We start from the raw sequence: 25,688 nt of genomic DNA on the forward strand, positions 1-25,688 counted from the left end.
TTTTATATTTTATTTCCAAAATGGATTTTTAGTAAAGGCATCTGTAGCCGTTTGTGTAGGAACATTATTTGCATTCCTTGCCAATTCTGAAGCAGGGTATAATAACCTTACAGGTCTAACACCATCAGACTCAGCAGGAATTGGGAGTCCAGAAGGAAATCCAGTTCTAGTAAGTTCTATCCAAGACTCCAATGAAGAAGTACCGTTTAAGGCAATCCACTTCTGTGTAATAATAGCACGAACTTTGTCAGCAGATGAACCCCAGCTAATATTTGTTAAAGGTTGAGCGTAATATGTTTGCGCTTCCACAATAGGATCTGTAACTCCTAAATAAACAAAAGATTGTTCAATTGCTTCTTCGTAAAGCGCCTGGGCGGCAGCATCTGCACCTGGAAGATATGTTCTAACCGTTGCTTCTGCTTGTAAAAATAGAGCTTCAGATAAAAGCATGATTACTTGATCTTGAGAAGAATCTGTTAATAGACCTGGGCCTACCTTAGATAAATCATCTGCAGTAAATCCTGTTCCAGGAAGTATAGTAGATTGTTCTGCACCTATGTAACCGCCATTTTCAGCTTCAGCATAAATTCTTTCCAATCTAGGATCACTTGTATTAATTAGATAATCAATGGTATAATCAGTTCCAACTGTATAATCACCACGATCAGTCTCGTTTCCTGTGGAAGCATTTCTAAATGAACCATAAAATGGACTTTGCTTGCCACTATCATCGATATAACCAGGATTAGCAACTACGTCAGAAGTAATGTATCCCGCGCCATTCGCATTTATCAATGCAATTTGTTCGTTAATGTACGAATCTTGACCCGTATTACTTAAACGAACTAACATACGTAGTTTTACAGTATTGGCAAAAGCAGCCCAGCCATCCATATCACCGCCAAAGATGATGTCTTGGTCTCCAGGATTTTCTGCATTCCCAGGCAGGTTTAATGCTAAGGTTGCAGCTTCTGTTAATACATCGATATTAGCCTTGTAAACAAATTCAGCATCGTCATAAACTGGAGTGGTATTCGCTCCTCTTAAGTTTGCTTCTGTATAAGGTACATCACCGTATAAATCTACTAAATACTGATATTGAAAACCTTTTATGGTCATAGCCATAACGTTATAAGCGCTATAGTCAACAGCTCCTGTTGGATCTTCATAGTTTTGAATATATGTTAAATCTTTAAAGATTGAAGCATATGGAGTTTCAAAAAGAGTAGTCCCAAAATTCGTCGTTAAATTGTATCTAATTAAGTCTTGATTGGCAGACCAGTTTGATGGTGTTGTCCAATTGTAAACAAAATATTGTCCAATATTGATACTGCTTATCGCATTTAACGAAGCAAAGGATTGCTGCGCTACAGGCAACGCCAAACTCGGAGAGGAAATTGACGGGCTGTTTGGGTTATCATTTACATCTAAAAAATCATTACAACTTACCGTCATCATCCCGAAAGATAATAACAAAACGCATGATTTTATTATATTTTTTGTTTTCATCATTTTTTTTTTAGAATGTTACACTTAAGTTTACACCATATAATCTAGTAGGAGGTGTTTGTGATTGAGTTCCTACACCAACTGCATTACCAGTTGTAAAGTTGAATTCAGGATCTGTATATACATTATCTTTTGGTCTAAAGGTGAATAAATTTCTACCAAAAACACCTAAACTCATTTGGTGTATGCCCATTTGATCTAATACATCGCTATCAAAATTATAAGCCAATGCAAGTTCTCTAATTTTTAAAGTAGTTGCATCTGTTATATAGTTTTCTCTAACATCACCATAAGAATCCCAAAAAGCATTACCACCACCAGAAGTTAATCTGTTTGTGTTTGCTGTATAGCCACCTGATCCATTAGAATAGGATGAATTTGGAAAAACAAATGGTTGTCTTCCAGCTGTAACACTGTGTTGAGTTAAACCTGTGAATTCTAATGCATTTACAATATCGTTAAAGAATACATGACCTGTTCTGTAATCAGCAACTGCATAGATACTAAAATTTTTGAATAATGTAAACGTAGTGTTTAAACCTACAACATAATCTGGAGCTGTTTTACCTTGTATGGTTAACTCACTAGATTGTATTGGGTCTCCATCGCCATCTACAATTACTCTACCTAAATCATCTCTTTCATAAGCAGATGTTCTTATTAATGGAAAAGGTTCTCCTAGTTTAGCAACAACTTGTGCGTCACTAAAACCACCAATGTTTAATTCCTCAACACCATCAGCTAAAGATATAACTTTAGACTCGTAACCAGTGTAGTTTACACCTAAGTCCCACTTAAAGTTTTCAGCTCTAATTATGGTACCTTTTAAATCAATTTCTAAACCTGTGTTTTCTACTTCACCAATGTTTATTAAACTACTAGAAGCACCTGAAGCTAGAGAAACGTTTACAGGGATTATTTGGTCTGTAGAATTTGTTTGGTAAAGAGTAACACTACCGTTTAAACGACTTCTAAATAAACCAAATTCTAAACTACCTTCGTAAGAAGTTGTAAATTCTGGGTTTAGTTCAGGATCGGCATCTCTACCAGATTGACTTAAACCAGCTATTGGGCCATATGGAAAGTTTCCTGGAGCTGAAAAGGATTGGTTAATTGCATAAACTCCTGGATCACTACCTGTTTGTGTAGCATTAAAACTAGCTTTTAAATAGCTTAATCCTTTGCTGCTTGTTATTGCAGGGAAGGCATCAGAAGCTACAAATGAAACACCAGCACCTGGATAAAAGAAAGATCTATTGTCTGAAGGCAATGTAGAAGACCAGTCGTTTCTAGCTGTTGCATTTAAAAAGATATAATCTTTAAATCCTACTGTTAAATCAGCATAAACACCTATTTTTCTATAATTACTAGATCCTTCACCACCACCTAATTCTCCTGTTCTTGTAGAAACATTATAGAAATCTGGAATAATTAAATTGCTACCACTTACATTGACAGATTTAGAACTTTCAATTCTTACGTTATGACCTAAAGTAAGGTTCAACGCAAAATTTTCATTAATGTCTTTGTCGAAATTCACTAAGATATCATTGTTGAATCTCGTTGAATTTGAAATTTGATCTAAAGTGCTAGCACCATAAGGATCCATTTCTGAATAGGTATTTGCTAAATGAAATGCATAAGTAAATGCACCGAATTCTCTTTTGAAATTGCTGAAACCAGCAGTATAACCAGATCGTACCGTTGCCTTAATCCAATCATTTATATGATAAGTAACATCGGTTAAAACATTGAATTCTGTGTATTCACTATTTTCTCTCTGAGTATCAATGATAAAGTAAGGATTCTCGTAAAAACGGTAATACGAAACTTCATTTCTTGTAAACTCTCCAGTTCTCCAGTTTTTCATTTCTGCTAAAGGAATGTGTAATGGCGTATTTAAAACGTTCCAGTATACTGGTCTGCCTTGACGGCCACCGCTTCCAACATTGTCAGAAAAAGATCTAAAGAAAGAAACGTTTCCGCCAACTTCTAATTTATTAAATTTCTTACCAGCTTTTAAACGCATGTTGGTTCTGTTGTAACGATCTTTTGGTACAGTTCCCTCAACATTGGTTTGGTCTAAAGATAAAAGGAAATCACCATCTTTATCACCACCACTTAAGGTCACACCGTGACGCATTGTGCTACCCGTGTTAAAGAAATTTTTGTGATTGTTCTTTATAGGAGTAAAAGGTACTAACCAAACACTACCATCATCTAAAGTTTCACTAGCTTCTACTAGTCTTCCATCATATCTTGGACCCCAGTTAACATTTTCTAGTGGGTACAAAGTCCCATCAGGAAAACCACCAGCACCAAATTGATCTTGAAGTTCAGGTAAATAAGCAACTCTTTCTAATTGGTATGATGAATCATAAGTAACTTTTAATTTACCATCACCACTTTTGGTTGTAATTACAATTACACCATTCGTTGCATCAGATCCGTATAATGCAGAAGCGTTTGCTCCTTTTAATACACTGATGTCTTCAATATCGTTAGGGTTAATTCTGTCTAACACACCTCTACTTGAAGGGAAACCATCTACCACTATAAGTGCTTCGTTGTTTCCTAATAGTGATCTGTTACCACGTAATACAACTCTAGTAGAAGGATTAACACTGTTATTGGTTGTGTTAATCTGTAAACCAGAAACTTTACCAACCATTGCAGTAGCAACATTTGGTGATTCTGTTTTGGTTACGTCATCTCCTTTAACTGATTGTACGGAATACGATAATTCTTTAGGCTTTCTTTCGATACCCAAAGCGGTAACAACAACTTCTTCTAACGCTTGAGCATCTTCTTGCATCTGTAAGTCAATTACGTTAGAAGCTCCGATAGTACGTGTTGTTTGTTTTTGTCCCACATACGTGAATACTAAAACTTGTCCAACACTTCCGGAAATAGAATACTCACCTTCAAATCCGGTTTGTGTTCCATTTTGTGTTCCTTTTACTAAAATGTTTACTCCAGGTAGCGGTAAGCCATCTTGATCGGTGACTTTACCTGAAACCGTTTTTTGCTGTGCAAAAGTTAAGTGCACAATAAACGCTAAAACAAGCGTTAAGATTCCTCTTTGTTTTGTTCTCATTGTTAAAATTATTTGAATTAGTCAACGCCAAAATTCCTAAATTAAAGTTAATAATCAAATTAATATTTGCTTTATTTTGGTTTAATTCTTTCAATCCCCTTAAAACACTGGTGTCTCTCTTTTTAAATTAATGTTAAATCACCGTTAAATTTTGCATGCAAATCATTGTTTTGTTGTATTAATCGCTATAAGTTAGGTTAATGTTTTAAAATTAGGCCCAATTTTATAGGTTGTTTAGACTTAATTTCTTACAGTTTTTAACATTCTAGAGGCTACCTTAATATAGGGGGATTTGGGCTGTCTTGGAAAAAAAAAGAATATTTTTTCCTTTGAAGTTTGAATTATACTGAAATATTACTACATTTGCGCCCCTTAAAAGAAGGGAAAAAATTTAGATACATATAAATATAGTATGCCAACAATTTCACAATTAGTACGAAAAGGAAGGGTCTCAATTACTAAGAAGAGTAAATCGGCTGCTTTGGATTCGTGTCCTCAAAGAAGAGGGGTTTGTACACGTGTTTACACAACTACTCCAAAGAAACCAAACTCTGCAATGCGTAAAGTTGCAAGGGTAAGGTTGACAAATGGAAAAGAAGTGAATGCTTACATCCCAGGAGAGGGTCACAATTTACAAGAGCACTCGATAGTATTAGTAAGGGGCGGAAGGGTAAAAGATTTGCCAGGAGTTAGATATCATATCGTTAGGGGAGCCTTAGACACCGCAGGTGTTGCAGGAAGAACACAACGTAGGTCTAAATATGGTGCAAAACGCCCTAAGAAGTAATAAAAACTTTTAAAGAGAAGAAATGAGAAAAAAACAGGCAAAAAAGAGGCCTCTTTTACCAGATCCAAAGTTTAATGATCAATTAGTGACGCGTTTCGTTAATATGATGATGTGGGATGGTAAAAAATCAGTTGCCTTTAAGGTGTTCTATGATGCAATAGCGATCGTAGAAGAAAAAAATACCGATGAAGAAAAATCGGCTTTAGAATTGTGGAAAGAAGCATTGTCTAATGTAATGCCACACGTAGAAGTACGTAGTAGAAGAGTTGGTGGAGCTACTTTTCAGATTCCAATGCAAATTAGACCAGATCGTAAGATCTCAACAGCAATGAAGTGGTTGATTAGTTATTCTCGTAAGAGAAATGAAAAATCAATGGCTCAGAGATTGGCTGCTGAAGTTTTAGCTGCGGCTAAAGAAGAAGGTGCTGCGGTTAAGAAAAGAGTGGATACGCACAAGATGGCTGAAGCGAACAAGGCATTCTCACATTTTAGATTCTAGATAAATGAGTAGAGATTTAAAATATACAAGAAATATAGGTATTGCTGCGCATATTGATGCTGGGAAAACTACAACTACAGAGCGTATATTATTTTATACGGGTGTAAGTCATAAAATTGGTGAAGTACATGATGGTGCTGCAACAATGGATTGGATGGAGCAAGAGCAGGAAAGAGGTATTACAATTACTTCTGCTGCTACTACATGTACTTGGAAGTTTCCAATGGAAAATGCAGAACCATTGCCAGAAACAATGGATTATCATTTTAATATAATTGATACTCCAGGTCACGTAGATTTTACTGTAGAGGTAAATCGTTCTTTACGTGTATTAGATGGTTTGGTTTTCTTATTTAGTGCTGTAGATGGTGTTGAGCCTCAATCGGAAACTAACTGGAGATTAGCGGATAACTACAAAGTGCCTCGTATAGGATTTGTAAATAAAATGGACCGTCAGGGATCAAACTTTTTAATGGTTTGTAAGCAGGTTAAAACAATGTTAGGTTCTAATGCAGTGCCAATTGTTTTGCCAATAGGTGAAGAGTCTGATTTTAGAGGTATTGTTGATTTAGCAAAGAATAGAGCTATTGTATGGCATGATGAAGGATTTGGAGCTACTTTTGATGAAGTGCCAATTCCTGAAGAAATGAAAGCTGAAGTAAAGGAGTATAGAGCTGCTTTAATTGAAGCTGTTGCTGAATATGATGAAAACCTTATGGAGAAATTCTTTGAGGATGAAGATTCAATTTCAGAAGAAGAAGTACATGCTGCTTTAAGAGCTGCTGTTATGGATCGTGCTATTATACCAATGATTTGTGGTTCTTCATTTAAGAATAAGGGGGTTCAATTTTTATTAGATGCTGTTTGTAGATACTTACCTTCTCCTATGGATAAGGAAGATATTGTAGGTACTCATCCAGATACTGGTGAAGCAATTACGCGTAAGCCAAGTGTTAAAGAGCCGTTTGCGGCGTTGGCATTTAAAATTGCAACGGATCCATTTGTTGGTCGTTTGGCATTCTTTAGAACATATTCAGGTCGTTTAGATGCTGGTTCTTATATATTAAACAATAGATCGGGTAAAAAAGAGCGTATTTCTCGTATTTACCAAATGCATTCCAATAAGCAAAATGCGATCGATTATATCGAAGCAGGAGATATAGGTGCTGCAGTAGGATTTAAAGATATTAAGACTGGAGATACAATGTCTGATGAGAAACATCCTATCGTATTAGAGAGTATGGATTTTCCAGATCCAGTAATTGGTATCGCTGTTGAGCCTAAAACTAAGGTTGATGTAGATAAGTTAGGTATGGCTTTGGCTAAATTGGCTGAAGAAGATCCTACATTTACTGTTAGAACTGATGAGGCTTCAGGGCAAACAATTATATCTGGTATGGGTGAGCTTCACTTGGATATTATTGTAGACCGATTAAGAAGAGAATTTAAAGTAGAGGTGAATCAAGGTGAGCCTCAAGTTGAATATAAAGAAGCATTGACAAAAACTGCTTCACATAGAGAAACTTATAAAAAGCAATCTGGTGGTCGTGGTAAATTTGGTGATATCGTATTTGAAATGGGTCCTGTGGATTCAGATTTCGAAGGTGATGGACTTCAATTTGTTGATCAAATTAAAGGTGGTCGTATTCCAAAAGAATTTATACCATCAATTCAAAAAGGATTTGAGTCTGCAATGAAAGCAGGACCTTTAGCAGGTTATGAAATGGATTCTATGAAAATAGTTCTTAAGGATGGATCTTTCCACGCAGTGGATTCTGATGCACTATCTTTTGAATTAGCTGCTAAAATGGGGTATAAGGCTGCTGGAAAAGCTGCTGGAGCTGTTGTAATGGAACCTATTATGAAGCTGGAAGTGTTAACTCCAGAGGAAAATATGGGTGATATTGTAGGGGATCTTAACCGTAGAAGAGGTACTATCAGTAATATGGATGATAGAGCTGGTGCTAAGGTTGTAAAAGGTGAAGTGCCATTATCAGAAATGTTTGGTTATGTAACTTCATTGAGAACATTATCTTCTGGTAGAGCAACTTCTACCATGGAATTTTCTCACTATGCAGAAACGCCATCAAATATTTCAGAAGACGTTATTAAGGCAGCAAAAGGTTTAACCGCTTAAATTTACTAAAATGAGTCAAAAAATTAGAATAAAATTAAAATCTTACGATCATAACTTGGTAGATAAATCTGCTGAAAAAATCGTAAAGACAGTTAAGACAACTGGAGCGGTTATTACGGGTCCAATTCCGTTACCAACGCACAAGAAAATATTTACAGTATTGCGTTCACCGCACGTAAATAAAAAATCTAGAGAGCAGTTTCAGTTAAGTTCTTATAAGCGTTTATTAGATATTTATAGTTCTTCTTCAAAAACAATTGACGCTCTTATGAAGTTAGAGTTGCCAAGTGGTGTAGAAGTAGAGATTAAAGTCTAATTCTTAGTAAGTCTACTTTGTAATATGGGTAGGTGACATGTCCTGAGCGTTTCGCGAAGGAAAAACGGAAAAAAATATATTCAGGGTTGAATTATTTTTGACCCTGTTTTTTTGTCAAAAAGTGAAAGAATAAATAGTAATCAATAATTAATAAATATAATATGTCTGGGTTAATTGGAAGAAAGATTGGCATGACCAGCATCTTTGATGAGAATGGAAAGAATATTCCATGTACTGTAATCGAAGCTGGACCATGCGTAGTTACCCAAGTCAGAACCGAAGAGGTTGACGGGTACAGTGCCCTTCAGCTTGGTTTCGATGACAAGGCAGAAAAACGTGCTAATAAGGCTCAAACGGGTCATTTTAAAAAAGCAGGTACTTCTCCTAAAAAGAAAGTCGTTGAGTTCCAAGATTTTGAAGGTGAATACAAATTAGGAGATACATTAGGTGTAGATCAATTTGTAGAAGGTGAATTTGTAGATGTCGTTGGTACATCTAAAGGTAAAGGTTTTCAAGGTGTTGTTAAAAGACATGGTTTTAGAGGTGTTGGACAAGCAACACACGGTCAGCACAACAGATTAAGAGCTCCAGGTTCTATTGGTGCTGCTTCTTATCCTGCAAGAGTATTTAAGGGAATGAAGATGGCAGGTAGAATGGGTGGTGACAGAGTTACTGTTCAAAACCTAAGAGTATATAAAGTAGTTCCAGAGAAGAATCTTTTAGTAGTAAAAGGTTGTGTTCCTGGTCATAAAAACGCTTACGTAACTATTCAGAAGTAATGAAGGTAGCAGTTATAGATAGTAAAGGAAAAGAAACAGGAAGAAAGGTAGACCTTTCTGACTCAGTTTTCGCAATAGAGCCTAATAACCACGCTGTTTACTTAGATGTAAAGCAGTATTTGGCACATCAGAGGCAAGGAAACCACAAATCGAAGGAAAGAGCGGAGATTGCTGGTAGTACAAGAAAGATTAAGAAGCAAAAGGGAACAGGTACTGCTCGTGCGGGTAGTATTAAATCTCCAATTTTTAGAGGTGGTGGTCGTATTTTTGGCCCTCGTCCTAAAGATTACAAGCAGAAATTGAACAAAAACGTGAAGCGTTTGGCTAGAAAATCAGCGTTCAGTATCAAGCAAAATGAGAAAGCAATTTTAGTCGTTGAGGACTTTAATTTTGATGCTCCAAAAACAAAAGATTTTAAGGAAGTTTTAAAGTCTTTGGGTATCGAAAATAAAAAATCTTTATTTGTGTTGGGTGATTCAAATAATAATGTATATTTGTCCTCTCGCAATTTAAAGCGTTCCGAAGTTGTAATTAACTCAGAATTAAGCACTTACAAAATACTTAATGCTTCTAGTGTAGTATTATTTGAAGGTGCGGTAGAGGGAATTGTATCGAACTTAAACAAATAGAAAAGCAATGAGTGTGTTAATAAAGCCAATAATTACCGAAAAAATGACCGCAGATAGCGAGTTGTATAATCGTTATGGTTTCATTGTGGATCAAGATGCCAATAAAATACAAATTAAGACTGCTGTTGAGCAAGCTTATGGAGTATCGGTAAAAAATGTTCGAACAATGATTTACGGACCAAAGCGTAAAACACGTCACACTAAGACAGGTGTGCAGCACGGAAAAACAAATAGCTATAAAAAAGCTATTATTGATGTGGTAGAAGGAGATGTAATTGATTTTTATAACAATCTGTAAAGACAAAAAATGTCAGTTAGAAAATTAAAACCAATCACTCCAGGACAGCGATTTAGAGTAGTAAACGGATTTGACGCGATTACTACTGATAAGCCGGAGAAAAGTTTACTTGCTCCGTTAAAAAAGTCCGGAGGTAGAAACAGTCAGGGGAAAATGACAATACGCCAAAAAGGTGGAGGTCATAAAAGAAGGTATCGTGTAATTGATTTTAAACGGGATAAGCAAGGAATTGCTGGTACGGTTAAATCTATTCAATACGATCCTAACAGAACAGCGTTTATTGCATTAGTTGAATATGCTGATGCTGAAAAGAGATATATTGTAGCTCAAAACGGATTAGAAGTAGATCAGAAAATTTCTTCAGGAGCATCAGCTTCACCAGAGATTGGAAATGCGCTTCCGTTGAATAGTATTCCTTTAGGAACAATTATTTCTTGTATAGAACTACGTCCTGGACAAGGAGCTGTAATGGCGAGAAGTGCAGGTACTTTTGCTCAATTAATGGCAAAAGATGGAAAGTTTGTAACTGTAAAGTTGCCATCAGGAGAAACTAGATTAATTCTAGCGGATTGTATGGCTACTATAGGAGCAATATCAAATTCTGATCACCAATTATTGGTATCTGGTAAAGCAGGTAGAAGTAGATGGTTGGGTAGAAGACCAAGAACAAGACCGGTAGCGATGAACCCTGTAGATCACCCAATGGGAGGTGGTGAAGGAAGAGCTTCTGGAGGTCATCCAAGATCAAGAAATGGTATTCCTGCTAAAGGATTTAGAACTCGTTCTAAAACTAAGAGTACAAATAGATATATATTAGAACGTAGAAAGAAATAAAATTAGAAAAAAATGGCACGTTCACTAAAGAAAGGACCTTACGTTCATTATAGTTTAGAAAAGAAAGTTCAACAAAGTGTTGAATCGGGTAAAAAAGCGGTGATTAAGACTTGGTCTAGAGCATCGATGATTACACCAGATTTTGTTGGGCAAACTATAGCAGTACACAACGGTAGACAATTTGTTCCTGTTTATGTAACAGAGAATATGGTAGGACATAAATTAGGAGAATTTTCACCAACACGATCTTTTAGGGGTCATGCAGGTGCGAAGAACAAAGGAAAAAAGTAAGCTATGGGAGTTCGTAAAAAACAGATGGCCGAAAGAATTAAGGCTGAAAAAAAGAAGATTGCTTTTGCAAAGTTGAACAATTGTCCAACTTCGCCTAGAAAAATGCGTCTTGTTGCAGATTTAATTAGAGGAGTTCAGGTAGAAAAAGCTTTGGCTATATTGAAATTTAGTTCAAAAGAAGCTTCAAGAAGAGTAGAGAAGTTATTGCTTTCTGCTATTGCTAACTGGCAATCTAAAAATGAAGATGCAGATATAGAAGAAGCAGATCTTATTGTAAAAGAAATAAGAGTAGATAGCGGAGCTATGTTGAAAAGGTTAAGACCAGCACCACAAGGAAGAGCACATAGAATTAGAAAACGTTCTAACCACGTAACGTTGGTATTAGAATCTAACAATAACACTCAAAGCTAAGACATTACTATGGGACAGAAAACAAATCCAATCGGGAATCGTCTAGGTATCATCAGAGGATGGGAATCTAACTGGTACGGTGGAAATGATTATGGAGATAAATTAGCAGAGGATGATAAAATACGTAAGTATATACATGCTCGTTTAGCAAAGGCTAGTGTTTCTAGAGTTATTATAGAGCGTACTTTAAAGCTTGTTACGGTTACTATTACAACTGCAAGACCTGGTATTATTATCGGTAAAGGTGGTCAGGAAGTAGATAAATTAAAAGAAGAGTTAAAGAAGATTACCAGCAAAGAAGTTCAGATCAATATTTTTGAAATTAAGAGACCTGAAGTAGATGCTAATCTTGTTGCCGCTAGTGTTGCGCGTCAAATTGAAAATAGAATTTCGTATAGAAGAGCTATTAAAATGGCTATAGCAGCAGCGATAAGAATGAATGCAGAAGGGATAAAAATTCAAATTTCTGGAAGATTAAACGGAGCAGAGATGGCTCGTTCAGAATCTTATAAGGAAGGAAGAATTCCATTATCTACTTTTAGAGCTGATATTGACTACGCATTAGAAGAAGCGCATACTACTTATGGAAGATTAGGTATTAAAGTGTGGATAATGAAGGGCGAAGTTTATGGTAAGAGAGAGCTTTCTCCATTAGTAGGGATGTCTAAAGGACAGAGCAAAGGTGGAAGAAATGAAGGTGGTAAGAAACAACGTCGAAGAAAGTAATTATTTAAAGAGATATAGAAATGTTACAACCAAAGAGAACCAAATTTCGTAAAGCGCAGAAGGGTCGTATGAAAGGACTTTCGCAAAGAGGGCATGAGCTTTCTAACGGTATGTTCGGTATAAAATCTTTAGATACTAAGTTTGTTACTTCGCGTCAGATAGAAGCTGCTCGTATTGCTGCAACTAGATTTATGAAGAGAGAAGGGCAAATGTGGATAAAAATATTCCCAGATAAGCCTATTACTAAAAAGCCATTAGAAGTACGTATGGGTAAAGGTAAAGGTGCACCAGAATATTTTGTTGCAGTTGTGAAGCCTGGTAGAATTATGTTTGAGATTGCTGGTGTTCCTATGGACGTTGCAAAAGAGGCTTTACGTCTTGCTGCTCAGAAATTACCGGTAAAAACTAAATTTATTGTTGCTAGAGATTATTCGGCTTAATTTATAATTTAACGGTATTATGAAACAATCAGAAGTAAAAGAATTATCAGTTGAGGATTTGAAAGATAAATTGGCTGAACAAAAAAAACAATTTGGGGATTTAAAATTAGCCCATTCTGTTACACCATTGGAGAATCCACTTCAAATCAGAAAGACTAGAAGAACGGTGGCTAGATTAGCAACAGAATTAACTAAAAGGGATAACCAATAATTGGTTCTGCTTTATGGAAAAGAGAAACTTAAGAAAAGAAAGAGTAGGGGTTGTTACTAGCAACAAAATGGAGAAATCGATAGTGGTTTCAGAAGTTAAACGTGTTAAGCACCCTATGTACGGTAAGTTCGTGTTAAAAACAAAGAAATATGTTGCGCACGACGAAACAAACGATTGCAATATTGGCGATACAGTAAAAATAATGGAGACTCGTCCATTGAGTAGAACTAAGTGTTGGAGATTGGTTGAAATTTTAGAAAGAGCTAAATAATATGTTACAGCAAGAATCGAGACTAAAAGTGGCAGACAATACTGGGGCAAAAGAAGTTTTGACCATACGTGTATTGGGCGGTACCAAAAGAAGGTATGCATCTGTAGGGGATAAAATAGTAGTATCTGTTAAAGATGCTGCACCTAACGGTGGTATTAAAAAAGGTGCTGTTTCTACTGCAGTAGTTGTAAGAACAAAAAAAGAAGTAAGAAGACAAGATGGATCTTACATTCGTTTTGACGATAATGCATGTGTATTATTAAACCCAACGGGCGAGATGAGAGGAACACGTGTTTTTGGACCTGTTGCAAGAGAGCTTCGTGATAAGCAATTCATGAAGATTGTATCATTAGCCCCTGAGGTACTTTAATATTCAGAAAAATGATGAAACTAAAAATTAAAACAGGAGATACAGTAAGAATTGTTACCGGAGACCATAAAGGTACAGAAGGTAAGGTTGTTAGTGTAGATCGTGTAAAAAACAAGGCCATTGTAGAAGGTGCAAATTTAGTATCTAAACACGAAAAGCCTAGTGCAAACAATCCTCAAGGAGGAATCGTTAAAAAAGAAGCACCATTACATATTTCTAACCTATCGTTGATTGATCCAAAATCTGGTGAAGCAACTAAAGTAGGTTTTGAAGTTAGAGATGGTAAGAAAGTGAGATTTTCAAAAAAATCTAATGAAGTAATTTAGTTATGACTTACACTCCAAGATTAAAACAAGAATATAAAGAACGTATTGTTGGAACCCTTACAGAAGAGTTCGAATATAAAAACGTTATGCAAGTGCCTAAGCTTACTAAAATAGTATTAAGTAGAGGTGTAGGTGCGGCAGTTGCAGATAAGAAGCTGATTGATCATGCTCTAGATGAGTTAACACTTATTACGGGTCAGAAAGCAGTTTCTACAATGTCTAAAAAAGATGTTGCTTCATTTAAATTACGTAAAGGAATGCCAATTGGGGCAAAGGTTACGTTAAGAGGTGAAAGAATGTACGAGTTTTTAGATAGATTAATTACAAGTGCTTTACCACGTGTTAGAGATTTTCAAGGAATTAAAGCTACAGGTTTTGATGGTCGTGGAAATTATAACTTAGGTGTTACTGAGCAAATTATCTTTCCAGAAATTAACATTGATAAGATTAATAGAATCAATGGAATGGATATTACATTTGTGACAACAGCTGAAACTGACAAAGAAGCAAAATCATTATTAACGGAACTAGGATTACCTTTTAAAAAGAATTAGTATGGCTAAAGAATCAATGAAGGCCCGTGAAAGAAAAAGAGCCAAGACAGTTGCAAAATATGCTGAAAAAAGAAAAGCTTTAAAAGAAGCTGGAGATTATGAAGCCTTGCAAAAACTACCAAAAAATGCATCTCCTGTTCGTATGCACAATAGATGTAAGATAACGGGAAGGCCTAAAGGGTATATGAGAACTTTTGGTATTTCAAGGGTAACTTTCAGAGAGATGGCTAACAATGGTTTGATTCCTGGAGTTAAAAAAGCAAGCTGGTAAACTAGCAAAAATAAATATAAACTGGTTTCAGGTTTAGCAATGAAGTTAAAAACCGTCACCGAAAATTATTATAAATGGTAACAGATCCTATATCAGATTATTTAACAAGAATACGAAACGCCAGTAGTGCAGGTCACAGGGTAGTTGAAATTCCTGCTTCTAATCTAAAAACAGAAATAACTAAAATATTATTTGATCAAGGGTATATTTTAAGTTATAAAGTAATTGAAGATGCAGTACAGGGAACAATTAAGATTGCTTTAAAATACAATAAAGCAACCAAAGAGCCTGTGATTAAAAAAATACAACGAGTAAGTAAGCCAGGTTTGCGTAAGTATGCTGGTTCTACAGATTTACCAAGGGTGCTTAATGGTTTAGGTATTGCAGTTGTTTCAACCTCTCATGGGGTAATGACAAGCAAGCAAGCTAAATTAGAAAAAGTAGGTGGTGAGGTTTTATGCTACGTTTATTAATCTATAAAGAAGAAGAATATGTCTAGAATAGGTAATAATCCAGTAACGATACCTGAAGGAGTAACAGTAGAAGTTAACGATAACATAGTTACCATGAAAGGTAAATTAGGTGAGTTAACTCAAGAGTTTTCGGGTGTTTCGGTAAAGATTGAAGAAGGATCAATTGTTGTAACAAGAAATTCAGAGTCAAAAGAACACAAAGCAAGACACGGTTTGTACAGGTCTTTGTTCTTTAATATGATAGAAGGTGTTTCTAAAGGTTGGAGCAAGGAATTAGAATTAGTTGGTGTTGGTTATAGAGCTAGCAACCAAGGACAAAAATTAGATTTGGCTTTAGGTTTTTCACACAATATAGTTTTGGACATCGCTCCAGAAGTAAAAGTGGAAACAGTTTCTGACAAAGGAAAGAATCCAATTATAAAATTAACATCATTTGACAAGCAGTTGGTTGGTCAGGTAGCGGCTAAGATTAGAGCGTTCCGTAGACCAGAACCTTACAAAGGAAAAGGGGTTAAGTTTGTTGGAGAAATATTAAGAAGAAAAGCAGGTAAATCAGCTTAATAATTAGCACTATGGGATTATCAAAGACTGAAAGAAGACACAGAATCAAGAGAAGGATTAGAAAAGTTTCATTTGGAACGGCAACTAAACCGAGATTAGCGGTGTTTAGAAGTAATAAAGAGATTTATGCTCAAATTATAGACGATAATGCAGGAACTACTTTAGTATCGGCATCATCAAGAGATAAGGGTATAGACGGGAAAGGAACCAAAATAGAAGTAGCAAGCCAAGTAGGTAAAGCTATTGCTGAAAAAGCTTTAAAAGCTGGAATAGAAGCTATTGCTTTTGATAGAGGTGGAAACTTATACCACGGAAGAATTAAATCATTAGCAGAAGGTGCTAGAGAAGGCGGACTAAAATTCTAAGATATTATGTATCAAAAATATAAAAACGTAGAAACAGTTAAACCAGCGGGATTAGATTTAAAAGATCGTTTGGTTGGTGTTCAAAGAGTTACTAAGGTAACAAAAGGTGGTAGAGCTTTTGGTTTTTCTGCAATAGTTGTTGTAGGAGATGAAAGTGGTGTTGTAGGTCATGGTTTAGGTAAATCTAAAGATGTAGCTACTTCTATTGCCAAAGCTATTGAAGATGCAAAAAAGAATTTAATTAGAATTCCTTTAATAAAAGGTACTATACCTCACGAGCAAAAAGGTAAGTTTGGTGGTGCACGTGTCTATATTCAACCAGCATCTCATGGTACTGGTGTTATTGCAGGTGGAGCTGTTAGAGCGGTATTGGAAGCTGTAGGAGTGCATGATGTATTATCAAAATCACAAGGATCTTCTAATCCACATAATGTTGTAAAGGCAACTTTTGATGCCCTTTTGCAAATTAGAGATGCAAGAACAATTGCGGATCAAAGAGGAATATCTTTAGAAAAAGTATTTAAAGGATAAACAGGAACAATGGGAAAGATTAAAGTAAAGCAAGTTAAGAGTGGAATTAAAAAAACTCAAAGACAAAAAAGAACCTTAGAGGCTCTTGGGCTTAGAAAAATTGGTCAAGTTGTTGAGCATGAAGCTACTCCAAATATCCTTGGAATGGTAAGTAAAGTTGAACATTTAGTTTCTACTGAAGAAGCTTAATATAATTTTAGCGTAATGAATTTAAGTAATTTAACACCTGCAGAAGGTGCAGTTAATAAAGCAGGTAAAACTGTTGGTAGAGGACAAGGTTCTGGTAAAGGTGGTACTGCTACTAGAGGTCACAAAGGGGCTAAATCTAGGTCTGGTTACTCTAAGAAAATTGGTTTTGAAGGTGGACAGATGCCGTTGCAAAGACGTGTGCCTAAGTTCGGTTTTACAAACATAAACAGAAAAGACTATCAAGGTATCAATCTAGATAAGTTGCAAGTATTGGTAGAGAAAGGAACTATTAAAGATGTAGTTACTTTTGAAACTCTTGTAGAAAATAGATTAGTTAGAAAAAATGAGTTGGTTAAAATTTTAGGTGGCGGTGAGTTAAAAGCTCCTCTTAAAATATCTGCTCATAAATTTACTGCTACTGCTAAATCAGCTATCGAAGCTGCTGGTGGAGAAGCAATAAGTCTTTAATCACACTAAAAAGGAAGATGAAGAAATTTTTTGATACCCTATCCAATATTTGGAAAATAGAAGAGCTAAGAAATAGAATTATTATTACGCTTGGTTTATTATTGGTGTACCGTTTTGGTGCTCAGATTGCGCTTCCTGGGATAGATTCTCAGCAGTTGGGTAATCTAGCAGCTGGAACTGATCAAGGTATTTTTAGTTTGTTAAATGCATTTACAGGTGGGGCTTTTGCCAAGGCATCTGTTTTTGCGTTGGGAATTATGCCGTATATTTCTGCATCTATTGTGGTACAATTAATGGGGATTGCAATACCATATCTTCAAAAATTACAAAAAGAAGGAGAAAGCGGTAGAAAAACTATCAATCAGATTACAAGATGGCTTACTATTGGTATTTGTGTGGTTCAGGCGCCAGCTTACTTATTAGGATTAGGAGCATTTGGAGTACCAGATAGCGCTTTTGTATTAGGTAAAGGATTAGATTTTATGGTTCCAGCTGTAATTATTTTGGTTACAGGAACTGTATTTGCAATGTGGTTGGGAGAGAAAATAACTGATAAGGGTATTGGGAATGGAATTTCATTATTGATAATGATTGGAATTATCGCTACTATGCCACAGGCTTTTATACAAGAAGTTGTATCTAGAACTGGAGAGAATAGTGGAGGTCCAATGTTGGTATTAGTGGAAGTGATCTTATGGTTCTTGGTTATTTTAGCCTCTGTTTTATTGGTAATGGCTACACGTCAAATTCCGGTACAATACGCAAGAAGAACAGCATCTGGTGGATATGAAAAGAATATCACAGGATCTAGACAGTATATTCCATTAAAATTAAATGCCTCTGGTGTAATGCCAATTATATTTGCACAGGCGTTAATGTTCTTACCTGGAATGATTGGGAAGTATTTTAATACCTCTGCTGTAGGTTCATGGTTTGAAGTTAATTTTCAAGATCCTTTTGGATTAGCCTATAATGTATTGTTTGCATTTCTTATTATAATTTTCACATATTTCTATACAGCCATCACTGTGCCAACAAATAAGATGGCAGATGACTTAAAAAGAAGTGGTGGATTTGTACCGGGAACAAGGCCTGGGAAAGAAACTGGAGATTTTTTAGATAAAATTATGTCATTAATTACATTACCAGGATCAATTTTCTTAGCTTTGCTGGCCGTTTTACCGGCTATCGTAGTTCAATTCTTAGGAATACAAGGAAGTTGGGCAATGTTTTACGGTGGAACATCACTGCTAATTATGGTAGGTGTTGCAATAGATACAGTACAACAAGTTAATTCATATTTGTTAAATAGACATTATGATGGATTAATGAAGAGTGGTAAAAATAGAAAGGTAGCATAAGTTATGGCTAAACAATCAGCGATAGAACAAGACGGATCTATAATAGAAGCATTGTCTAATGCAATGTTTCGAGTGGAGTTAGAAAACGGACACGTAGTGACTGCACATATATCTGGAAAGATGAGAATGCATTATATTAAATTATTACCAGGTGATAAGGTGAAATTAGAAATGAGCCCTTATGACCTTACTAAAGCAAGAATTACATATAGATATTAAGATGAAAGTAAGAGCATCAATAAAAAAGAGAAGTGCCGAGTGCAAAATAGTGCGCAGAAAAGGACGGTTGTACGTAATTAATAAAAAGAATCCTAGATTTAAACAAAGACAAGGGTAATTATGGCAAGAATTGCAGGTGTAGATATACCAAAACAGAAAAGAGGAGTTATCGCTTTAACCTATATATTTGGTGTAGGTAGAAGTAGAGCTAAAGAGATTTTAGTGAAAGCCCAAGTTAGTGAAGATACTAAAGTATCAGATTGGAATGATGACGAAATAGGTCGTATTCGTGATGCTGTAGCTTCGTTTACAATTGAAGGTGAATTGCGTTCAGAAATTCAATTAAACATTAAACGTTTAATGGATATTGGTTGTTATAGAGGTATCAGACACAGGTCTGGTTTACCGCTAAGAGGTCAAAGAACCAAAAACAACTCAAGAACCAGAAAAGGAAAAAGAAAAACAGTTGCCAACAAGAAAAAAGCAACTAAATAATTAAAAGTCATTAGTATTTAGAAGTTGGATTGAATCTGTCTGAAATGTAAAAGTTTAGGATTCTAATACTAACAACTAACAACTAGAAACTAAAATAATATGGCAAAGTCGAATACAAAAGCAGCTAAAAAACGTAAAGTGATAGTTGAGTCAGTTGGGGAAGCTCACGTGACTGCATCTTTCAACAACATCATTATTTCTTTGACAAATAAAAAAGGAGATGTAATCTCATGGTCATCAGCCGGAAAAATGGGCTTTAGAGGATCTAAGAAGAATACTCCTTATGCTGCGCAGGTAGCATCAGAAGATTGTGCTAAAGTTGCACATGAAGCTGGACTTAGAAAAGTGAAGGTTTATGTTAAAGGCCCAGGAAATGGTAGAGAATCTGCTATCCGTGCAATCCATAATTCTGGAATTGAGGTAACTGAAATTATTGATGTTACTCCATTACCACACAATGGTTGTAGACCTCCAAAAAGAAGAAGAGTTTAATTAATTATTAATAGCCCAATGGGCATTTCACAGAAAGTGTAGTTACGATTATCGAAGGATAAGCCTTAATTCATAATCTCACTTTCAAAATTTTAGAAAATGGCAAGATATACAGGACCTAAAACAAAAATCGCACGTAAATTCGGAGAAGCGATATTTGGAGAAGATAAGTCTTTTGAGAAAAAGAATTACCCTCCAGGACAACACGGTAACACAAGACGCCGTGGTAAGAAATCAGAATATGCAATCCAGTTAATGGAGAAGCAAAAAGCTAAATATTCTTACGGAATTTTAGAAAAACAATTTAGAAACTTATTTGCTAAAGCAAATAGTAGTAAAGGTGTTACTGGTGAAGTTTTACTTCAATTGTGTGAATCTCGTTTAGATAACGTGGTATACAGAATGGGGATTTCTAATTCTAGAAGAGGAGCAAGACAATTAGTTTCTCACCGTCATATTACCGTTAACGGAAACTTGGTAAACATACCATCGTATTCTTTAAAGCCCGGTGATGTTGTAGGTGTTAGAGAGAAATCAAAATCATTATCTTCTATTCAAGATGCATTGGCGGCAAATAGCCGTGTGTACGAGTGGATTACTTGGAATTCTGAAAAGAAGGAAGGTGCTTATGTATCTATTCCAGAAAGAGTTCAGATACCAGAAAATATCAAAGAACAACTAATCGTCGAGTTATACTCTAAATAAACAACCTGATTCAACTATGGCATTATTAAATTTTCAGAAGCCCGATAAAGTTATAATGATCGATTCTACCGATTTTGAAGGGAAGTTTGAATTCCGCCCTTTAGAGCCTGGTTATGGATTGACTGTTGGAAACGCATTAAGAAGAGTATTGCTTTCTGCTTTAGAAGGGTTTGCAATTACTTCTGTTAGAATAGACAAAGTAGAACATGAGTTCTCTGTTATTCCAGGTGTTGTTGAAGACGTTACAGAAATGATACTTAACTTAAAGCAAGTTCGTTTTAAGAGACAAATTGAAGATGTTGAGACAGAAACTGTATCCATCTCAGTAAGTGGGAAAAATCAGCTTACTGCTGGTGATTTTCAAAAGTTTATTTCTGGCTATCAAGTATTAAATCCGGATTTAGTAATTTGTAATATGGATGCTAAAGTGAGCATTAATATGGAAATTGTTATTGAAAAAGGAAGAGGATACGTACCAGCAGAAGAAAACAAGAAGCCAAGTGCTGCCTTAGGTACTATTGCTATAGATTCTATCTTTACACCTATTAAGAATGTAAAGTATAGTATTGAAAACTTTCGTGTTGAGCAAAAAACTGATTATGAAAAATTAGTATTTGAAATCAGTAGCGATGGATCAATTAATCCTAAAGATGCTTTAACAGAAGCTGCTAAGGTTTTAATTCACCACTTTATGTTGTTTTCTGATGAGCGTATTACATTAGAAGCAGATGAGATAGCTCAGACTGAAACTTACGATGAGGAATCATTGCACATGCGTCAGTTGTTAAAAACAAAATTAGTTGATATGGATCTTTCGGTTCGTGCGCTAAACTGTTTAAAAGCAGCAGAAGTTGATACATTAGGTGATCTAGTTTCTTTCAATAAAAACGATCTTATGAAGTTTAGAAACTTCGGTAAAAAATCATTAACTGAATTAGAAGAGTTGGTGATTAATAAAGGTCTTAGTTTTGGAATGGACTTGTCAAAATATAAATTAGATAAAGATTAATTTTATTTCCATTAAGGAAATATATAAGATAATATAATGAGACACGGTAAAAAAGTTAATCATTTAGGAAGAAAGAAGGCCCATAGAAAAGCTATGTTAGCGAATATGGCTTGTTCTTTAATTGAGCACAAGAGAATAAACACAACAGTTGCAAAAGCAAAAGCTTTAAAACAATTTGTTGAGCCTTTAATTACTAAATCTAAAGCAGAGAATAATCAATCAGTTGAGAAAGGAACTCACAACAGACGTATTGTTTTCAAAAACTTAAGAGATAAGTATGCTGTAACAACCTTATTTGGTGAAGTTTCTTCTAAAATAGGGGATAGACCAGGTGGTTATACAAGAGTTATTAAACTAGGTAATCGTTTAGGGGATAATGCGGATATGGCCATGATAGAGTTGGTAGACTTTAATGAGGTTTATAACGTTGGAAAACCTCAAGAAAAGAAGAAGTCTAGAAGAGGTAGAAGTAAAAAAGCCGTAGCGCCAGTTACTGAAACGAAATCAGATGATTCAGAAGAATAAAAAAATGATTTTTATTTTTATATAGTATTAAAAAGGGATAGGCTTATAGTCTATCCCTTTTTTTATGGATACTAATAGCTTGTTTGGTACTATTTTTGTGATTAAATTGGAGTGTGTAATAATAAAGAAATATGGATTATGAAAAAAATTAAAGTAATAGTGCTAGCATTTTTTGCCTGCAGTGCCTTAAGCGCTCAGACTTATTTAAGTTATGGTACCGCATCTTCGTCGGGAGGTGGAGGGGGTAGTATAGTTTCAAAACTTGCCAATACAACAGACGGTGTTGTTGGAAGTGTGTATTTGTTTCCTACTTGGAATAATATGGCTACGGTTTCTGCAGTGGGTGATAAAGAGTTTCAAATTAACAATTTAAACTTTAATGCCTTAGAGTCAACATTTGTTTCGCAATTGTCAAAGGATACTATATTTACTTTTTCAGGAATTGAAAAAGTAAAAGTTAATAATAAATTGTTTGTTAATGTAAACGATAAATTTTTTGAAAGTTTAGCAGAAAATAGTAAGGGAGAAAGGTTGCTAAAAGAATATGTGGTTAAGTATACCAAGCCAACGGTGCATGTAATAACAAATGTGGTAACAGGGCCAGCGGAGTATAAAAACTTTGAAAACTATTATATGCGATCTGCAGATGGCAGCCTGAATGAAATAAAATTAAATAAAAAAGAGTTTTTAAAGTTTTTTGGAGATGATAGTAAACTTGTTGAATCCTATGCAAAATCGCACAAACTTAAATTTGGAAATGAGGAAGACGTCATACAAATACTAAAATATTATTACCATCAGTAATCATAGATACTAGGATAAGTTTTTCAGCTTATCCTTTTTTTTATGTTAATTTGCAGTTGAAAAATCAATAAGGATTAAATTTTTATAAAGTGAAATATCAAACGAGAAAAAAAGCGCTAATTCTATTAGCAGATGGGACCATCTTTCACGGTAAAGCGGTCGGTGATGCTACGGGCACTGCCTTTGGTGAAGTGTGTTTTAATACGGGCATGACGGGGTATCAGGAAATTTTTACAGATCCATCCTATTTTGGACAAATTATGGTAACCACCAATGCACATATTGGTAACTACGGAACAAATAATGAAGAGGTTGAATCTGATTCTGTTAAAATAGCCGGCCTTGTATGTAAAAACTTTAGTTATGATTATTCAAGAGTAGATGCAGATGGTAGCTTGCTAGATTTTTTAAATGAAAATAAATTGTTTGCGATATCTGATGTAGATACTAGGGCCCTTGTAGGGTATATTAGAGACAACGGATCTATGAATGCCGTTATGTCTACCGATGTAGATAATATAGAAGGATTAAAGGAGCAATTGGCAAAAGTGCCAAGTATGGAAGGTTTAGAGCTTTCCTCAAAGGTGTCTGCTAAGGAGCCCTATTTTTATGGAGATGAAAATGCTACCTATAAAATTGCGGCATTAGATATCGGTATTAAAAAGAACATATTGCGTAATTTAGCAAAGCGAGATGCTTATATAAAAGTTTTTCCGTACAATGCAACCTATGAAGATTTAAAAGCATTTAATCCTGATGGTTATTTTATTTCTAATGGCCCTGGTGATCCAGAACCACTTACGGTTGCCATCCAAACAGCCAAAGACATAATTGCCAATAATAATACCTTATTTGGCATTTGTTTGGGGCATCAAGTAATAGCAATCGCCAATGGTGTGTCTACTTATAAAATGCACAATGGCCATCGTGGTATTAATCATCCTGTAATGAATTTACTTACTGGTAAAGGTGAAATAACTTCTCAAAACCACGGTTTTGCAATCAACAGAGAAGAAACCGAGGCTAATAGTGAATTGGAGATTACCCATACACATCTTAACGATCACACTGTAGCTGGTATAAGAATGAAAAACAAAAATGTTTTTTCTGTACAATACCACCCAGAGGCAAGCCCAGGACCACATGATTCTAATTATTTATTTGATGATTTTTTTGAATTAATAAAAAACAATCAGAACTAAATAATACGATATCGTTTTCGGTTAAATTATAGTTAATAATTGGGATAGTTGTAGTGTAAAGAGGGCTGTTGGCGTAACACTTTCGTATCTTTACATCAAGATTAGATCAACCTAAAAAAATAAAAATTCAATGAGTATTATCATAAATGTACATGCAAGGCAAATATTAGATTCAAGAGGTAACCCTACGGTAGAAGTAGATGTTTATACAGAAAATGGTGTTTTAGGTAGAGCGGCAGTTCCTTCTGGTGCATCTACTGGAGAACATGAAGCTGTGGAATTAAGAGATGGTGGAGATATCTTTATGGGGAAAGGTGTTTTAAATGCCGTTGCCAATGTAAATACTACCATTGCGGAAGAAATTGTTGGAATGTCTGTTTTTGAGCAAAACTTAATAGACCAAACAATGATCGATTTAGATGGTACTCCAAACAAATCGAAGTTAGGTGCTAATGCAATTTTAGGTGTTTCTTTGGCGGTTGCTAAAGCAGCTGCAAATGAAATGGGAATGCCATTGTACAGATATGTTGGTGGTGTAAGCGCAAATACTTTGCCAGTTCCTATGATGAATATTATAAATGGAGGATCGCATTCTGATGCCCCTATTGCTTTTCAAGAGTTTATGGTTATGCCAGTAAAGGCCAAAACCTTTTCACATGCTATGCAAATGGGGACCGAGATTTTTCATCATTTAAAAAAGGTATTACATGACAGAGGTTTAAGTACAGCTGTTGGTGATGAAGGTGGTTTTGCACCAAATTTAGCAGGGGGTACAGAAGATGCGTTAGATACTATTGCAAAGGCTGTTTCTAATGCCGGTTATAAGTTGGGTGATGAAATTATGATTGCATTAGATTGTGCTGCGGCAGAATTTTTTGTTGATGGAAAATATGACTACACCAAGTTTGAAGGTGATAAGGGAGTAATCAGAAGCTCAGAAGAACAAGCACAGTATTTGGCAGATTTATCAGCTAAATATCCTATTATTTCTATTGAAGATGGGATGGATGAAAACGACTGGGATGGTTGGAAGTCTTTAACCGATAAAATTGGTGATAAAGTGCAATTGGTTGGTGATGATTTATTTGTTACTAATGTAGAGCGCCTGTCTAAGGGTATTAAAAATAATATAGCAAACTCTATCTTAATCAAGGTAAACCAAATTGGTACATTAACAGAAACTATTGCAGCTGTAACAATGGCTAAAAATGCAGGCTACACTTCTGTTATGTCGCATCGTTCTGGAGAAACTGAAGATAATACAATTGCGGATTTAGCAGTTGCTTTAAATACAGGGCAGATTAAAACAGGTTCTGCATCTAGATCTGACCGTATGGCTAAATACAACCAATTGTTGCGGATTGAAGAAGAACTAGGCACAGTGGCATATTACCCACAAATGGATGCCTTTAAAATAAAATAAGAGTACTTATTTCTTATTGTAAAAGCCACTTTTTTAAAGTGGCTTTTTTTATGTAATATTGTCAATACTGTAGCGAGGTTGATGATTTTTAATTCCTTTTTGATGGAAAC

37 protein-coding genes are annotated in these 25,688 nt (G+C 35.4%); 35 read left to right on the forward strand and 2 right to left on the reverse strand.

Annotation, left to right across the window (positions count from 1 at the left end):
- Window positions 1-9: 9 nt before the first annotated feature.
- Together MWU65_RS03380 and MWU65_RS03385 are read right to left on the reverse strand one after the other, a co-directional pair.
- Window positions 10-1,512, reverse strand: coding sequence for a SusD/RagB family nutrient-binding outer membrane lipoprotein (locus MWU65_RS03380; RefSeq protein ID WP_247075762.1), 1,503 nt, complete (start codon window positions 1,510-1,512; stop codon window positions 10-12).
- Between the two features lie 7 nt (window positions 1,513-1,519).
- Window positions 1,520-4,606 (reverse strand): SusC/RagA family TonB-linked outer membrane protein, encoded by a 3,087-nt coding sequence (locus MWU65_RS03385; RefSeq protein ID WP_247075763.1) that lies wholly within the window; start codon window positions 4,604-4,606, stop codon window positions 1,520-1,522.
- Window positions 4,607-5,018: 412 nt separating this feature from the next.
- Between MWU65_RS03385 and rpsL the strand changes: the two genes are divergently transcribed.
- The 35 genes from rpsL to eno all read left to right on the forward strand — a co-directional run bounded on the left by rpsL (window position 5,019) and on the right by eno (window position 25,578).
- On the forward strand, window positions 5,019-5,393 hold the full coding sequence (gene rpsL / locus MWU65_RS03390) for a 30S ribosomal protein S12 (protein WP_013621708.1): 375 nt from the start codon (window positions 5,019-5,021) through the stop codon (window positions 5,391-5,393).
- A 22-nt stretch (window positions 5,394-5,415) separates the two neighbouring features.
- The gene (gene rpsG, locus MWU65_RS03395; protein ID WP_247075764.1) at window positions 5,416-5,892 is read left to right on the forward strand and encodes a 30S ribosomal protein S7; all 477 of its coding nucleotides are present in this window, start codon (window positions 5,416-5,418) and stop codon (window positions 5,890-5,892) included.
- A gap of 4 nt (window positions 5,893-5,896) precedes the next feature.
- Window positions 5,897-8,029, forward strand: a complete 2,133-nt coding sequence (fusA, locus tag MWU65_RS03400) for an elongation factor G (protein WP_247075765.1) — start codon at window positions 5,897-5,899, stop codon at window positions 8,027-8,029.
- Between the two features lie 10 nt (window positions 8,030-8,039).
- On the forward strand, window positions 8,040-8,345 hold the full coding sequence (gene rpsJ / locus MWU65_RS03405; RefSeq protein WP_013621711.1) for a 30S ribosomal protein S10: 306 nt from the start codon (window positions 8,040-8,042) through the stop codon (window positions 8,343-8,345).
- 161 nt (window positions 8,346-8,506) lie between these two features.
- Window positions 8,507-9,124: a 50S ribosomal protein L3 gene (rplC, locus tag MWU65_RS03410; RefSeq protein ID WP_247075766.1), complete on the forward strand. Its 618-nt coding sequence runs from the start codon at window positions 8,507-8,509 to the stop codon at window positions 9,122-9,124.
- Complete coding sequence (gene rplD / locus MWU65_RS03415) at window positions 9,124-9,753, forward strand: 50S ribosomal protein L4 (protein ID WP_247075767.1); 630 nt, start codon at window positions 9,124-9,126, stop codon at window positions 9,751-9,753. The genes rplC and rplD overlap by 1 nt, the downstream gene beginning before the upstream one ends.
- A gap of 7 nt (window positions 9,754-9,760) precedes the next feature.
- Window positions 9,761-10,051: a 50S ribosomal protein L23 gene (gene rplW / locus MWU65_RS03420; protein ID WP_247075768.1), complete on the forward strand. Its 291-nt coding sequence runs from the start codon at window positions 9,761-9,763 to the stop codon at window positions 10,049-10,051.
- Window positions 10,052-10,060: 9 nt separating this feature from the next.
- Window positions 10,061-10,885, forward strand: a complete 825-nt coding sequence (gene rplB, locus MWU65_RS03425; protein WP_247075769.1) for a 50S ribosomal protein L2 — start codon at window positions 10,061-10,063, stop codon at window positions 10,883-10,885.
- Window positions 10,886-10,897: 12 nt separating this feature from the next.
- Entirely contained in the window at window positions 10,898-11,176 is a 279-nt protein-coding gene (gene rpsS / locus MWU65_RS03430) for a 30S ribosomal protein S19 (protein WP_247075770.1), read from the forward strand.
- A 3-nt stretch (window positions 11,177-11,179) separates the two neighbouring features.
- A complete protein-coding gene (rplV, locus tag MWU65_RS03435) occupies window positions 11,180-11,587 on the forward strand; it encodes a 50S ribosomal protein L22 (protein ID WP_247075771.1) in 408 nt (135 codons plus the stop codon).
- A 9-nt stretch (window positions 11,588-11,596) separates the two neighbouring features.
- Window positions 11,597-12,313 (forward strand): 30S ribosomal protein S3, encoded by a 717-nt coding sequence (gene rpsC, locus MWU65_RS03440; protein WP_247075772.1) that lies wholly within the window; start codon window positions 11,597-11,599, stop codon window positions 12,311-12,313.
- A 20-nt stretch (window positions 12,314-12,333) separates the two neighbouring features.
- Window positions 12,334-12,753, forward strand: a complete 420-nt coding sequence (gene rplP, locus MWU65_RS03445) for a 50S ribosomal protein L16 (protein ID WP_247075773.1) — start codon at window positions 12,334-12,336, stop codon at window positions 12,751-12,753.
- 19 nt (window positions 12,754-12,772) lie between these two features.
- A complete protein-coding gene (rpmC, locus tag MWU65_RS03450; protein WP_247075774.1) occupies window positions 12,773-12,964 on the forward strand; it encodes a 50S ribosomal protein L29 in 192 nt (63 codons plus the stop codon).
- A gap of 13 nt (window positions 12,965-12,977) precedes the next feature.
- Window positions 12,978-13,235 carry a 30S ribosomal protein S17 gene (rpsQ, locus tag MWU65_RS03455; protein ID WP_013621721.1) on the forward strand — a complete coding sequence of 86 codons (258 nt, stop codon included), beginning with the start codon at window positions 12,978-12,980 and terminating at the stop codon, window positions 13,233-13,235.
- Between the two features lies 1 nt (window position 13,236).
- Window positions 13,237-13,605, forward strand: a complete 369-nt coding sequence (rplN, locus tag MWU65_RS03460) for a 50S ribosomal protein L14 (RefSeq protein WP_247075775.1) — start codon at window positions 13,237-13,239, stop codon at window positions 13,603-13,605.
- 11 nt (window positions 13,606-13,616) lie between these two features.
- The gene (rplX, locus tag MWU65_RS03465; RefSeq protein ID WP_247075776.1) at window positions 13,617-13,931 is read left to right on the forward strand and encodes a 50S ribosomal protein L24; all 315 of its coding nucleotides are present in this window, start codon (window positions 13,617-13,619) and stop codon (window positions 13,929-13,931) included.
- A gap of 2 nt (window positions 13,932-13,933) precedes the next feature.
- Window positions 13,934-14,485, forward strand: a complete 552-nt coding sequence (gene rplE, locus MWU65_RS03470; protein WP_247075777.1) for a 50S ribosomal protein L5 — start codon at window positions 13,934-13,936, stop codon at window positions 14,483-14,485.
- A 1-nt stretch (window position 14,486) separates the two neighbouring features.
- Window positions 14,487-14,756: a 30S ribosomal protein S14 gene (gene rpsN / locus MWU65_RS03475; protein ID WP_247075778.1), complete on the forward strand. Its 270-nt coding sequence runs from the start codon at window positions 14,487-14,489 to the stop codon at window positions 14,754-14,756.
- Between the two features lie 74 nt (window positions 14,757-14,830).
- On the forward strand, window positions 14,831-15,229 hold the full coding sequence (gene rpsH / locus MWU65_RS03480; RefSeq protein ID WP_247075779.1) for a 30S ribosomal protein S8: 399 nt from the start codon (window positions 14,831-14,833) through the stop codon (window positions 15,227-15,229).
- Between the two features lie 18 nt (window positions 15,230-15,247).
- Window positions 15,248-15,790 (forward strand): 50S ribosomal protein L6, encoded by a 543-nt coding sequence (gene rplF / locus MWU65_RS03485; protein ID WP_247075780.1) that lies wholly within the window; start codon window positions 15,248-15,250, stop codon window positions 15,788-15,790.
- A gap of 11 nt (window positions 15,791-15,801) precedes the next feature.
- Entirely contained in the window at window positions 15,802-16,155 is a 354-nt protein-coding gene (gene rplR, locus MWU65_RS03490) for a 50S ribosomal protein L18 (protein ID WP_247075781.1), read from the forward strand.
- Between the two features lie 6 nt (window positions 16,156-16,161).
- On the forward strand, window positions 16,162-16,686 hold the full coding sequence (gene rpsE / locus MWU65_RS03495) for a 30S ribosomal protein S5 (RefSeq protein WP_247075782.1): 525 nt from the start codon (window positions 16,162-16,164) through the stop codon (window positions 16,684-16,686).
- Between the two features lie 9 nt (window positions 16,687-16,695).
- Window positions 16,696-16,875, forward strand: coding sequence for a 50S ribosomal protein L30 (gene rpmD, locus MWU65_RS03500; RefSeq protein ID WP_247075783.1), 180 nt, complete (start codon window positions 16,696-16,698; stop codon window positions 16,873-16,875).
- A gap of 15 nt (window positions 16,876-16,890) precedes the next feature.
- Complete coding sequence (rplO, locus tag MWU65_RS03505) at window positions 16,891-17,343, forward strand: 50S ribosomal protein L15 (RefSeq protein WP_247075784.1); 453 nt, start codon at window positions 16,891-16,893, stop codon at window positions 17,341-17,343.
- 17 nt (window positions 17,344-17,360) lie between these two features.
- Entirely contained in the window at window positions 17,361-18,704 is a 1,344-nt protein-coding gene (secY, locus tag MWU65_RS03510) for a preprotein translocase subunit SecY (RefSeq protein ID WP_247075785.1), read from the forward strand.
- Between the two features lie 3 nt (window positions 18,705-18,707).
- On the forward strand, window positions 18,708-18,923 hold the full coding sequence (gene infA, locus MWU65_RS03515; RefSeq protein ID WP_015361146.1) for a translation initiation factor IF-1: 216 nt from the start codon (window positions 18,708-18,710) through the stop codon (window positions 18,921-18,923).
- 1 nt (window position 18,924) lies between these two features.
- Complete coding sequence (gene ykgO, locus MWU65_RS03520; protein WP_013621733.1) at window positions 18,925-19,041, forward strand: type B 50S ribosomal protein L36; 117 nt, start codon at window positions 18,925-18,927, stop codon at window positions 19,039-19,041.
- A 2-nt stretch (window positions 19,042-19,043) separates the two neighbouring features.
- Entirely contained in the window at window positions 19,044-19,418 is a 375-nt protein-coding gene (gene rpsM / locus MWU65_RS03525; protein WP_247075786.1) for a 30S ribosomal protein S13, read from the forward strand.
- 99 nt (window positions 19,419-19,517) lie between these two features.
- The gene (gene rpsK, locus MWU65_RS03530; protein WP_247075787.1) at window positions 19,518-19,910 is read left to right on the forward strand and encodes a 30S ribosomal protein S11; all 393 of its coding nucleotides are present in this window, start codon (window positions 19,518-19,520) and stop codon (window positions 19,908-19,910) included.
- A gap of 99 nt (window positions 19,911-20,009) precedes the next feature.
- Window positions 20,010-20,615, forward strand: a complete 606-nt coding sequence (gene rpsD, locus MWU65_RS03535) for a 30S ribosomal protein S4 (RefSeq protein WP_247075788.1) — start codon at window positions 20,010-20,012, stop codon at window positions 20,613-20,615.
- A 16-nt stretch (window positions 20,616-20,631) separates the two neighbouring features.
- On the forward strand, window positions 20,632-21,624 hold the full coding sequence (locus tag MWU65_RS03540) for a DNA-directed RNA polymerase subunit alpha (RefSeq protein ID WP_247075789.1): 993 nt from the start codon (window positions 20,632-20,634) through the stop codon (window positions 21,622-21,624).
- Between the two features lie 36 nt (window positions 21,625-21,660).
- Window positions 21,661-22,149, forward strand: coding sequence for a 50S ribosomal protein L17 (gene rplQ, locus MWU65_RS03545; RefSeq protein WP_247075790.1), 489 nt, complete (start codon window positions 21,661-21,663; stop codon window positions 22,147-22,149).
- A gap of 138 nt (window positions 22,150-22,287) precedes the next feature.
- Window positions 22,288-22,953: a hypothetical protein gene (locus tag MWU65_RS03550; RefSeq protein WP_247075791.1), complete on the forward strand. Its 666-nt coding sequence runs from the start codon at window positions 22,288-22,290 to the stop codon at window positions 22,951-22,953.
- Between the two features lie 89 nt (window positions 22,954-23,042).
- A complete protein-coding gene (carA, locus tag MWU65_RS03555; RefSeq protein ID WP_247075792.1) occupies window positions 23,043-24,155 on the forward strand; it encodes a glutamine-hydrolyzing carbamoyl-phosphate synthase small subunit in 1,113 nt (370 codons plus the stop codon).
- A 130-nt stretch (window positions 24,156-24,285) separates the two neighbouring features.
- The gene (eno, locus tag MWU65_RS03560; RefSeq protein WP_247075793.1) at window positions 24,286-25,578 is read left to right on the forward strand and encodes a phosphopyruvate hydratase; all 1,293 of its coding nucleotides are present in this window, start codon (window positions 24,286-24,288) and stop codon (window positions 25,576-25,578) included.
- Window positions 25,579-25,688 lie beyond the last annotated feature (110 nt).

Origin of the sequence: Cellulophaga sp. F20128 (genome assembly GCF_023015805.1) — a bacterium.
In the GTDB taxonomy this organism is placed as follows: domain Bacteria; phylum Bacteroidota; class Bacteroidia; order Flavobacteriales; family Flavobacteriaceae; genus Cellulophaga.

What these genes read in the sequence shown, in the direction of transcription:
- MWU65_RS03380 (WP_247075762.1), bottom strand. Translation starts at nt 1,512, where the DNA reads ATGATGAAAACAAAAAATATAATAAAATCATGCGTTTTGTTATTATCT.
- MWU65_RS03385 (WP_247075763.1), bottom strand. Translation starts at nt 4,606, where the DNA reads ATGAGAACAAAACAAAGAGGAATCTTAACGCTTGTTTTAGCGTTTATT.
- rpsL (WP_013621708.1), top strand. Translation starts at nt 5,019, where the DNA reads ATGCCAACAATTTCACAATTAGTACGAAAAGGAAGGGTCTCAATTACT.
- rpsG (WP_247075764.1), top strand. Translation starts at nt 5,416, where the DNA reads ATGAGAAAAAAACAGGCAAAAAAGAGGCCTCTTTTACCAGATCCAAAG.
- fusA (WP_247075765.1), top strand. Translation starts at nt 5,897, where the DNA reads ATGAGTAGAGATTTAAAATATACAAGAAATATAGGTATTGCTGCGCAT.
- rpsJ (WP_013621711.1), top strand. Translation starts at nt 8,040, where the DNA reads ATGAGTCAAAAAATTAGAATAAAATTAAAATCTTACGATCATAACTTG.
- rplC (WP_247075766.1), top strand. Translation starts at nt 8,507, where the DNA reads ATGTCTGGGTTAATTGGAAGAAAGATTGGCATGACCAGCATCTTTGAT.
- rplD (WP_247075767.1), top strand. Translation starts at nt 9,124, where the DNA reads ATGAAGGTAGCAGTTATAGATAGTAAAGGAAAAGAAACAGGAAGAAAG.
- rplW (WP_247075768.1), top strand. Translation starts at nt 9,761, where the DNA reads ATGAGTGTGTTAATAAAGCCAATAATTACCGAAAAAATGACCGCAGAT.
- rplB (WP_247075769.1), top strand. Translation starts at nt 10,061, where the DNA reads ATGTCAGTTAGAAAATTAAAACCAATCACTCCAGGACAGCGATTTAGA.
- rpsS (WP_247075770.1), top strand. Translation starts at nt 10,898, where the DNA reads ATGGCACGTTCACTAAAGAAAGGACCTTACGTTCATTATAGTTTAGAA.
- rplV (WP_247075771.1), top strand. Translation starts at nt 11,180, where the DNA reads ATGGGAGTTCGTAAAAAACAGATGGCCGAAAGAATTAAGGCTGAAAAA.
- rpsC (WP_247075772.1), top strand. Translation starts at nt 11,597, where the DNA reads ATGGGACAGAAAACAAATCCAATCGGGAATCGTCTAGGTATCATCAGA.
- rplP (WP_247075773.1), top strand. Translation starts at nt 12,334, where the DNA reads ATGTTACAACCAAAGAGAACCAAATTTCGTAAAGCGCAGAAGGGTCGT.
- rpmC (WP_247075774.1), top strand. Translation starts at nt 12,773, where the DNA reads ATGAAACAATCAGAAGTAAAAGAATTATCAGTTGAGGATTTGAAAGAT.
- rpsQ (WP_013621721.1), top strand. Translation starts at nt 12,978, where the DNA reads ATGGAAAAGAGAAACTTAAGAAAAGAAAGAGTAGGGGTTGTTACTAGC.
- rplN (WP_247075775.1), top strand. Translation starts at nt 13,237, where the DNA reads ATGTTACAGCAAGAATCGAGACTAAAAGTGGCAGACAATACTGGGGCA.
- rplX (WP_247075776.1), top strand. Translation starts at nt 13,617, where the DNA reads ATGATGAAACTAAAAATTAAAACAGGAGATACAGTAAGAATTGTTACC.
- rplE (WP_247075777.1), top strand. Translation starts at nt 13,934, where the DNA reads ATGACTTACACTCCAAGATTAAAACAAGAATATAAAGAACGTATTGTT.
- rpsN (WP_247075778.1), top strand. Translation starts at nt 14,487, where the DNA reads ATGGCTAAAGAATCAATGAAGGCCCGTGAAAGAAAAAGAGCCAAGACA.
- rpsH (WP_247075779.1), top strand. Translation starts at nt 14,831, where the DNA reads ATGGTAACAGATCCTATATCAGATTATTTAACAAGAATACGAAACGCC.
- rplF (WP_247075780.1), top strand. Translation starts at nt 15,248, where the DNA reads ATGTCTAGAATAGGTAATAATCCAGTAACGATACCTGAAGGAGTAACA.
- rplR (WP_247075781.1), top strand. Translation starts at nt 15,802, where the DNA reads ATGGGATTATCAAAGACTGAAAGAAGACACAGAATCAAGAGAAGGATT.
- rpsE (WP_247075782.1), top strand. Translation starts at nt 16,162, where the DNA reads ATGTATCAAAAATATAAAAACGTAGAAACAGTTAAACCAGCGGGATTA.
- rpmD (WP_247075783.1), top strand. Translation starts at nt 16,696, where the DNA reads ATGGGAAAGATTAAAGTAAAGCAAGTTAAGAGTGGAATTAAAAAAACT.
- rplO (WP_247075784.1), top strand. Translation starts at nt 16,891, where the DNA reads ATGAATTTAAGTAATTTAACACCTGCAGAAGGTGCAGTTAATAAAGCA.
- secY (WP_247075785.1), top strand. Translation starts at nt 17,361, where the DNA reads ATGAAGAAATTTTTTGATACCCTATCCAATATTTGGAAAATAGAAGAG.
- infA (WP_015361146.1), top strand. Translation starts at nt 18,708, where the DNA reads ATGGCTAAACAATCAGCGATAGAACAAGACGGATCTATAATAGAAGCA.
- ykgO (WP_013621733.1), top strand. Translation starts at nt 18,925, where the DNA reads ATGAAAGTAAGAGCATCAATAAAAAAGAGAAGTGCCGAGTGCAAAATA.
- rpsM (WP_247075786.1), top strand. Translation starts at nt 19,044, where the DNA reads ATGGCAAGAATTGCAGGTGTAGATATACCAAAACAGAAAAGAGGAGTT.
- rpsK (WP_247075787.1), top strand. Translation starts at nt 19,518, where the DNA reads ATGGCAAAGTCGAATACAAAAGCAGCTAAAAAACGTAAAGTGATAGTT.
- rpsD (WP_247075788.1), top strand. Translation starts at nt 20,010, where the DNA reads ATGGCAAGATATACAGGACCTAAAACAAAAATCGCACGTAAATTCGGA.
- MWU65_RS03540 (WP_247075789.1), top strand. Translation starts at nt 20,632, where the DNA reads ATGGCATTATTAAATTTTCAGAAGCCCGATAAAGTTATAATGATCGAT.
- rplQ (WP_247075790.1), top strand. Translation starts at nt 21,661, where the DNA reads ATGAGACACGGTAAAAAAGTTAATCATTTAGGAAGAAAGAAGGCCCAT.
- MWU65_RS03550 (WP_247075791.1), top strand. Translation starts at nt 22,288, where the DNA reads ATGAAAAAAATTAAAGTAATAGTGCTAGCATTTTTTGCCTGCAGTGCC.
- eno (WP_247075793.1), top strand. Translation starts at nt 24,286, where the DNA reads ATGAGTATTATCATAAATGTACATGCAAGGCAAATATTAGATTCAAGA.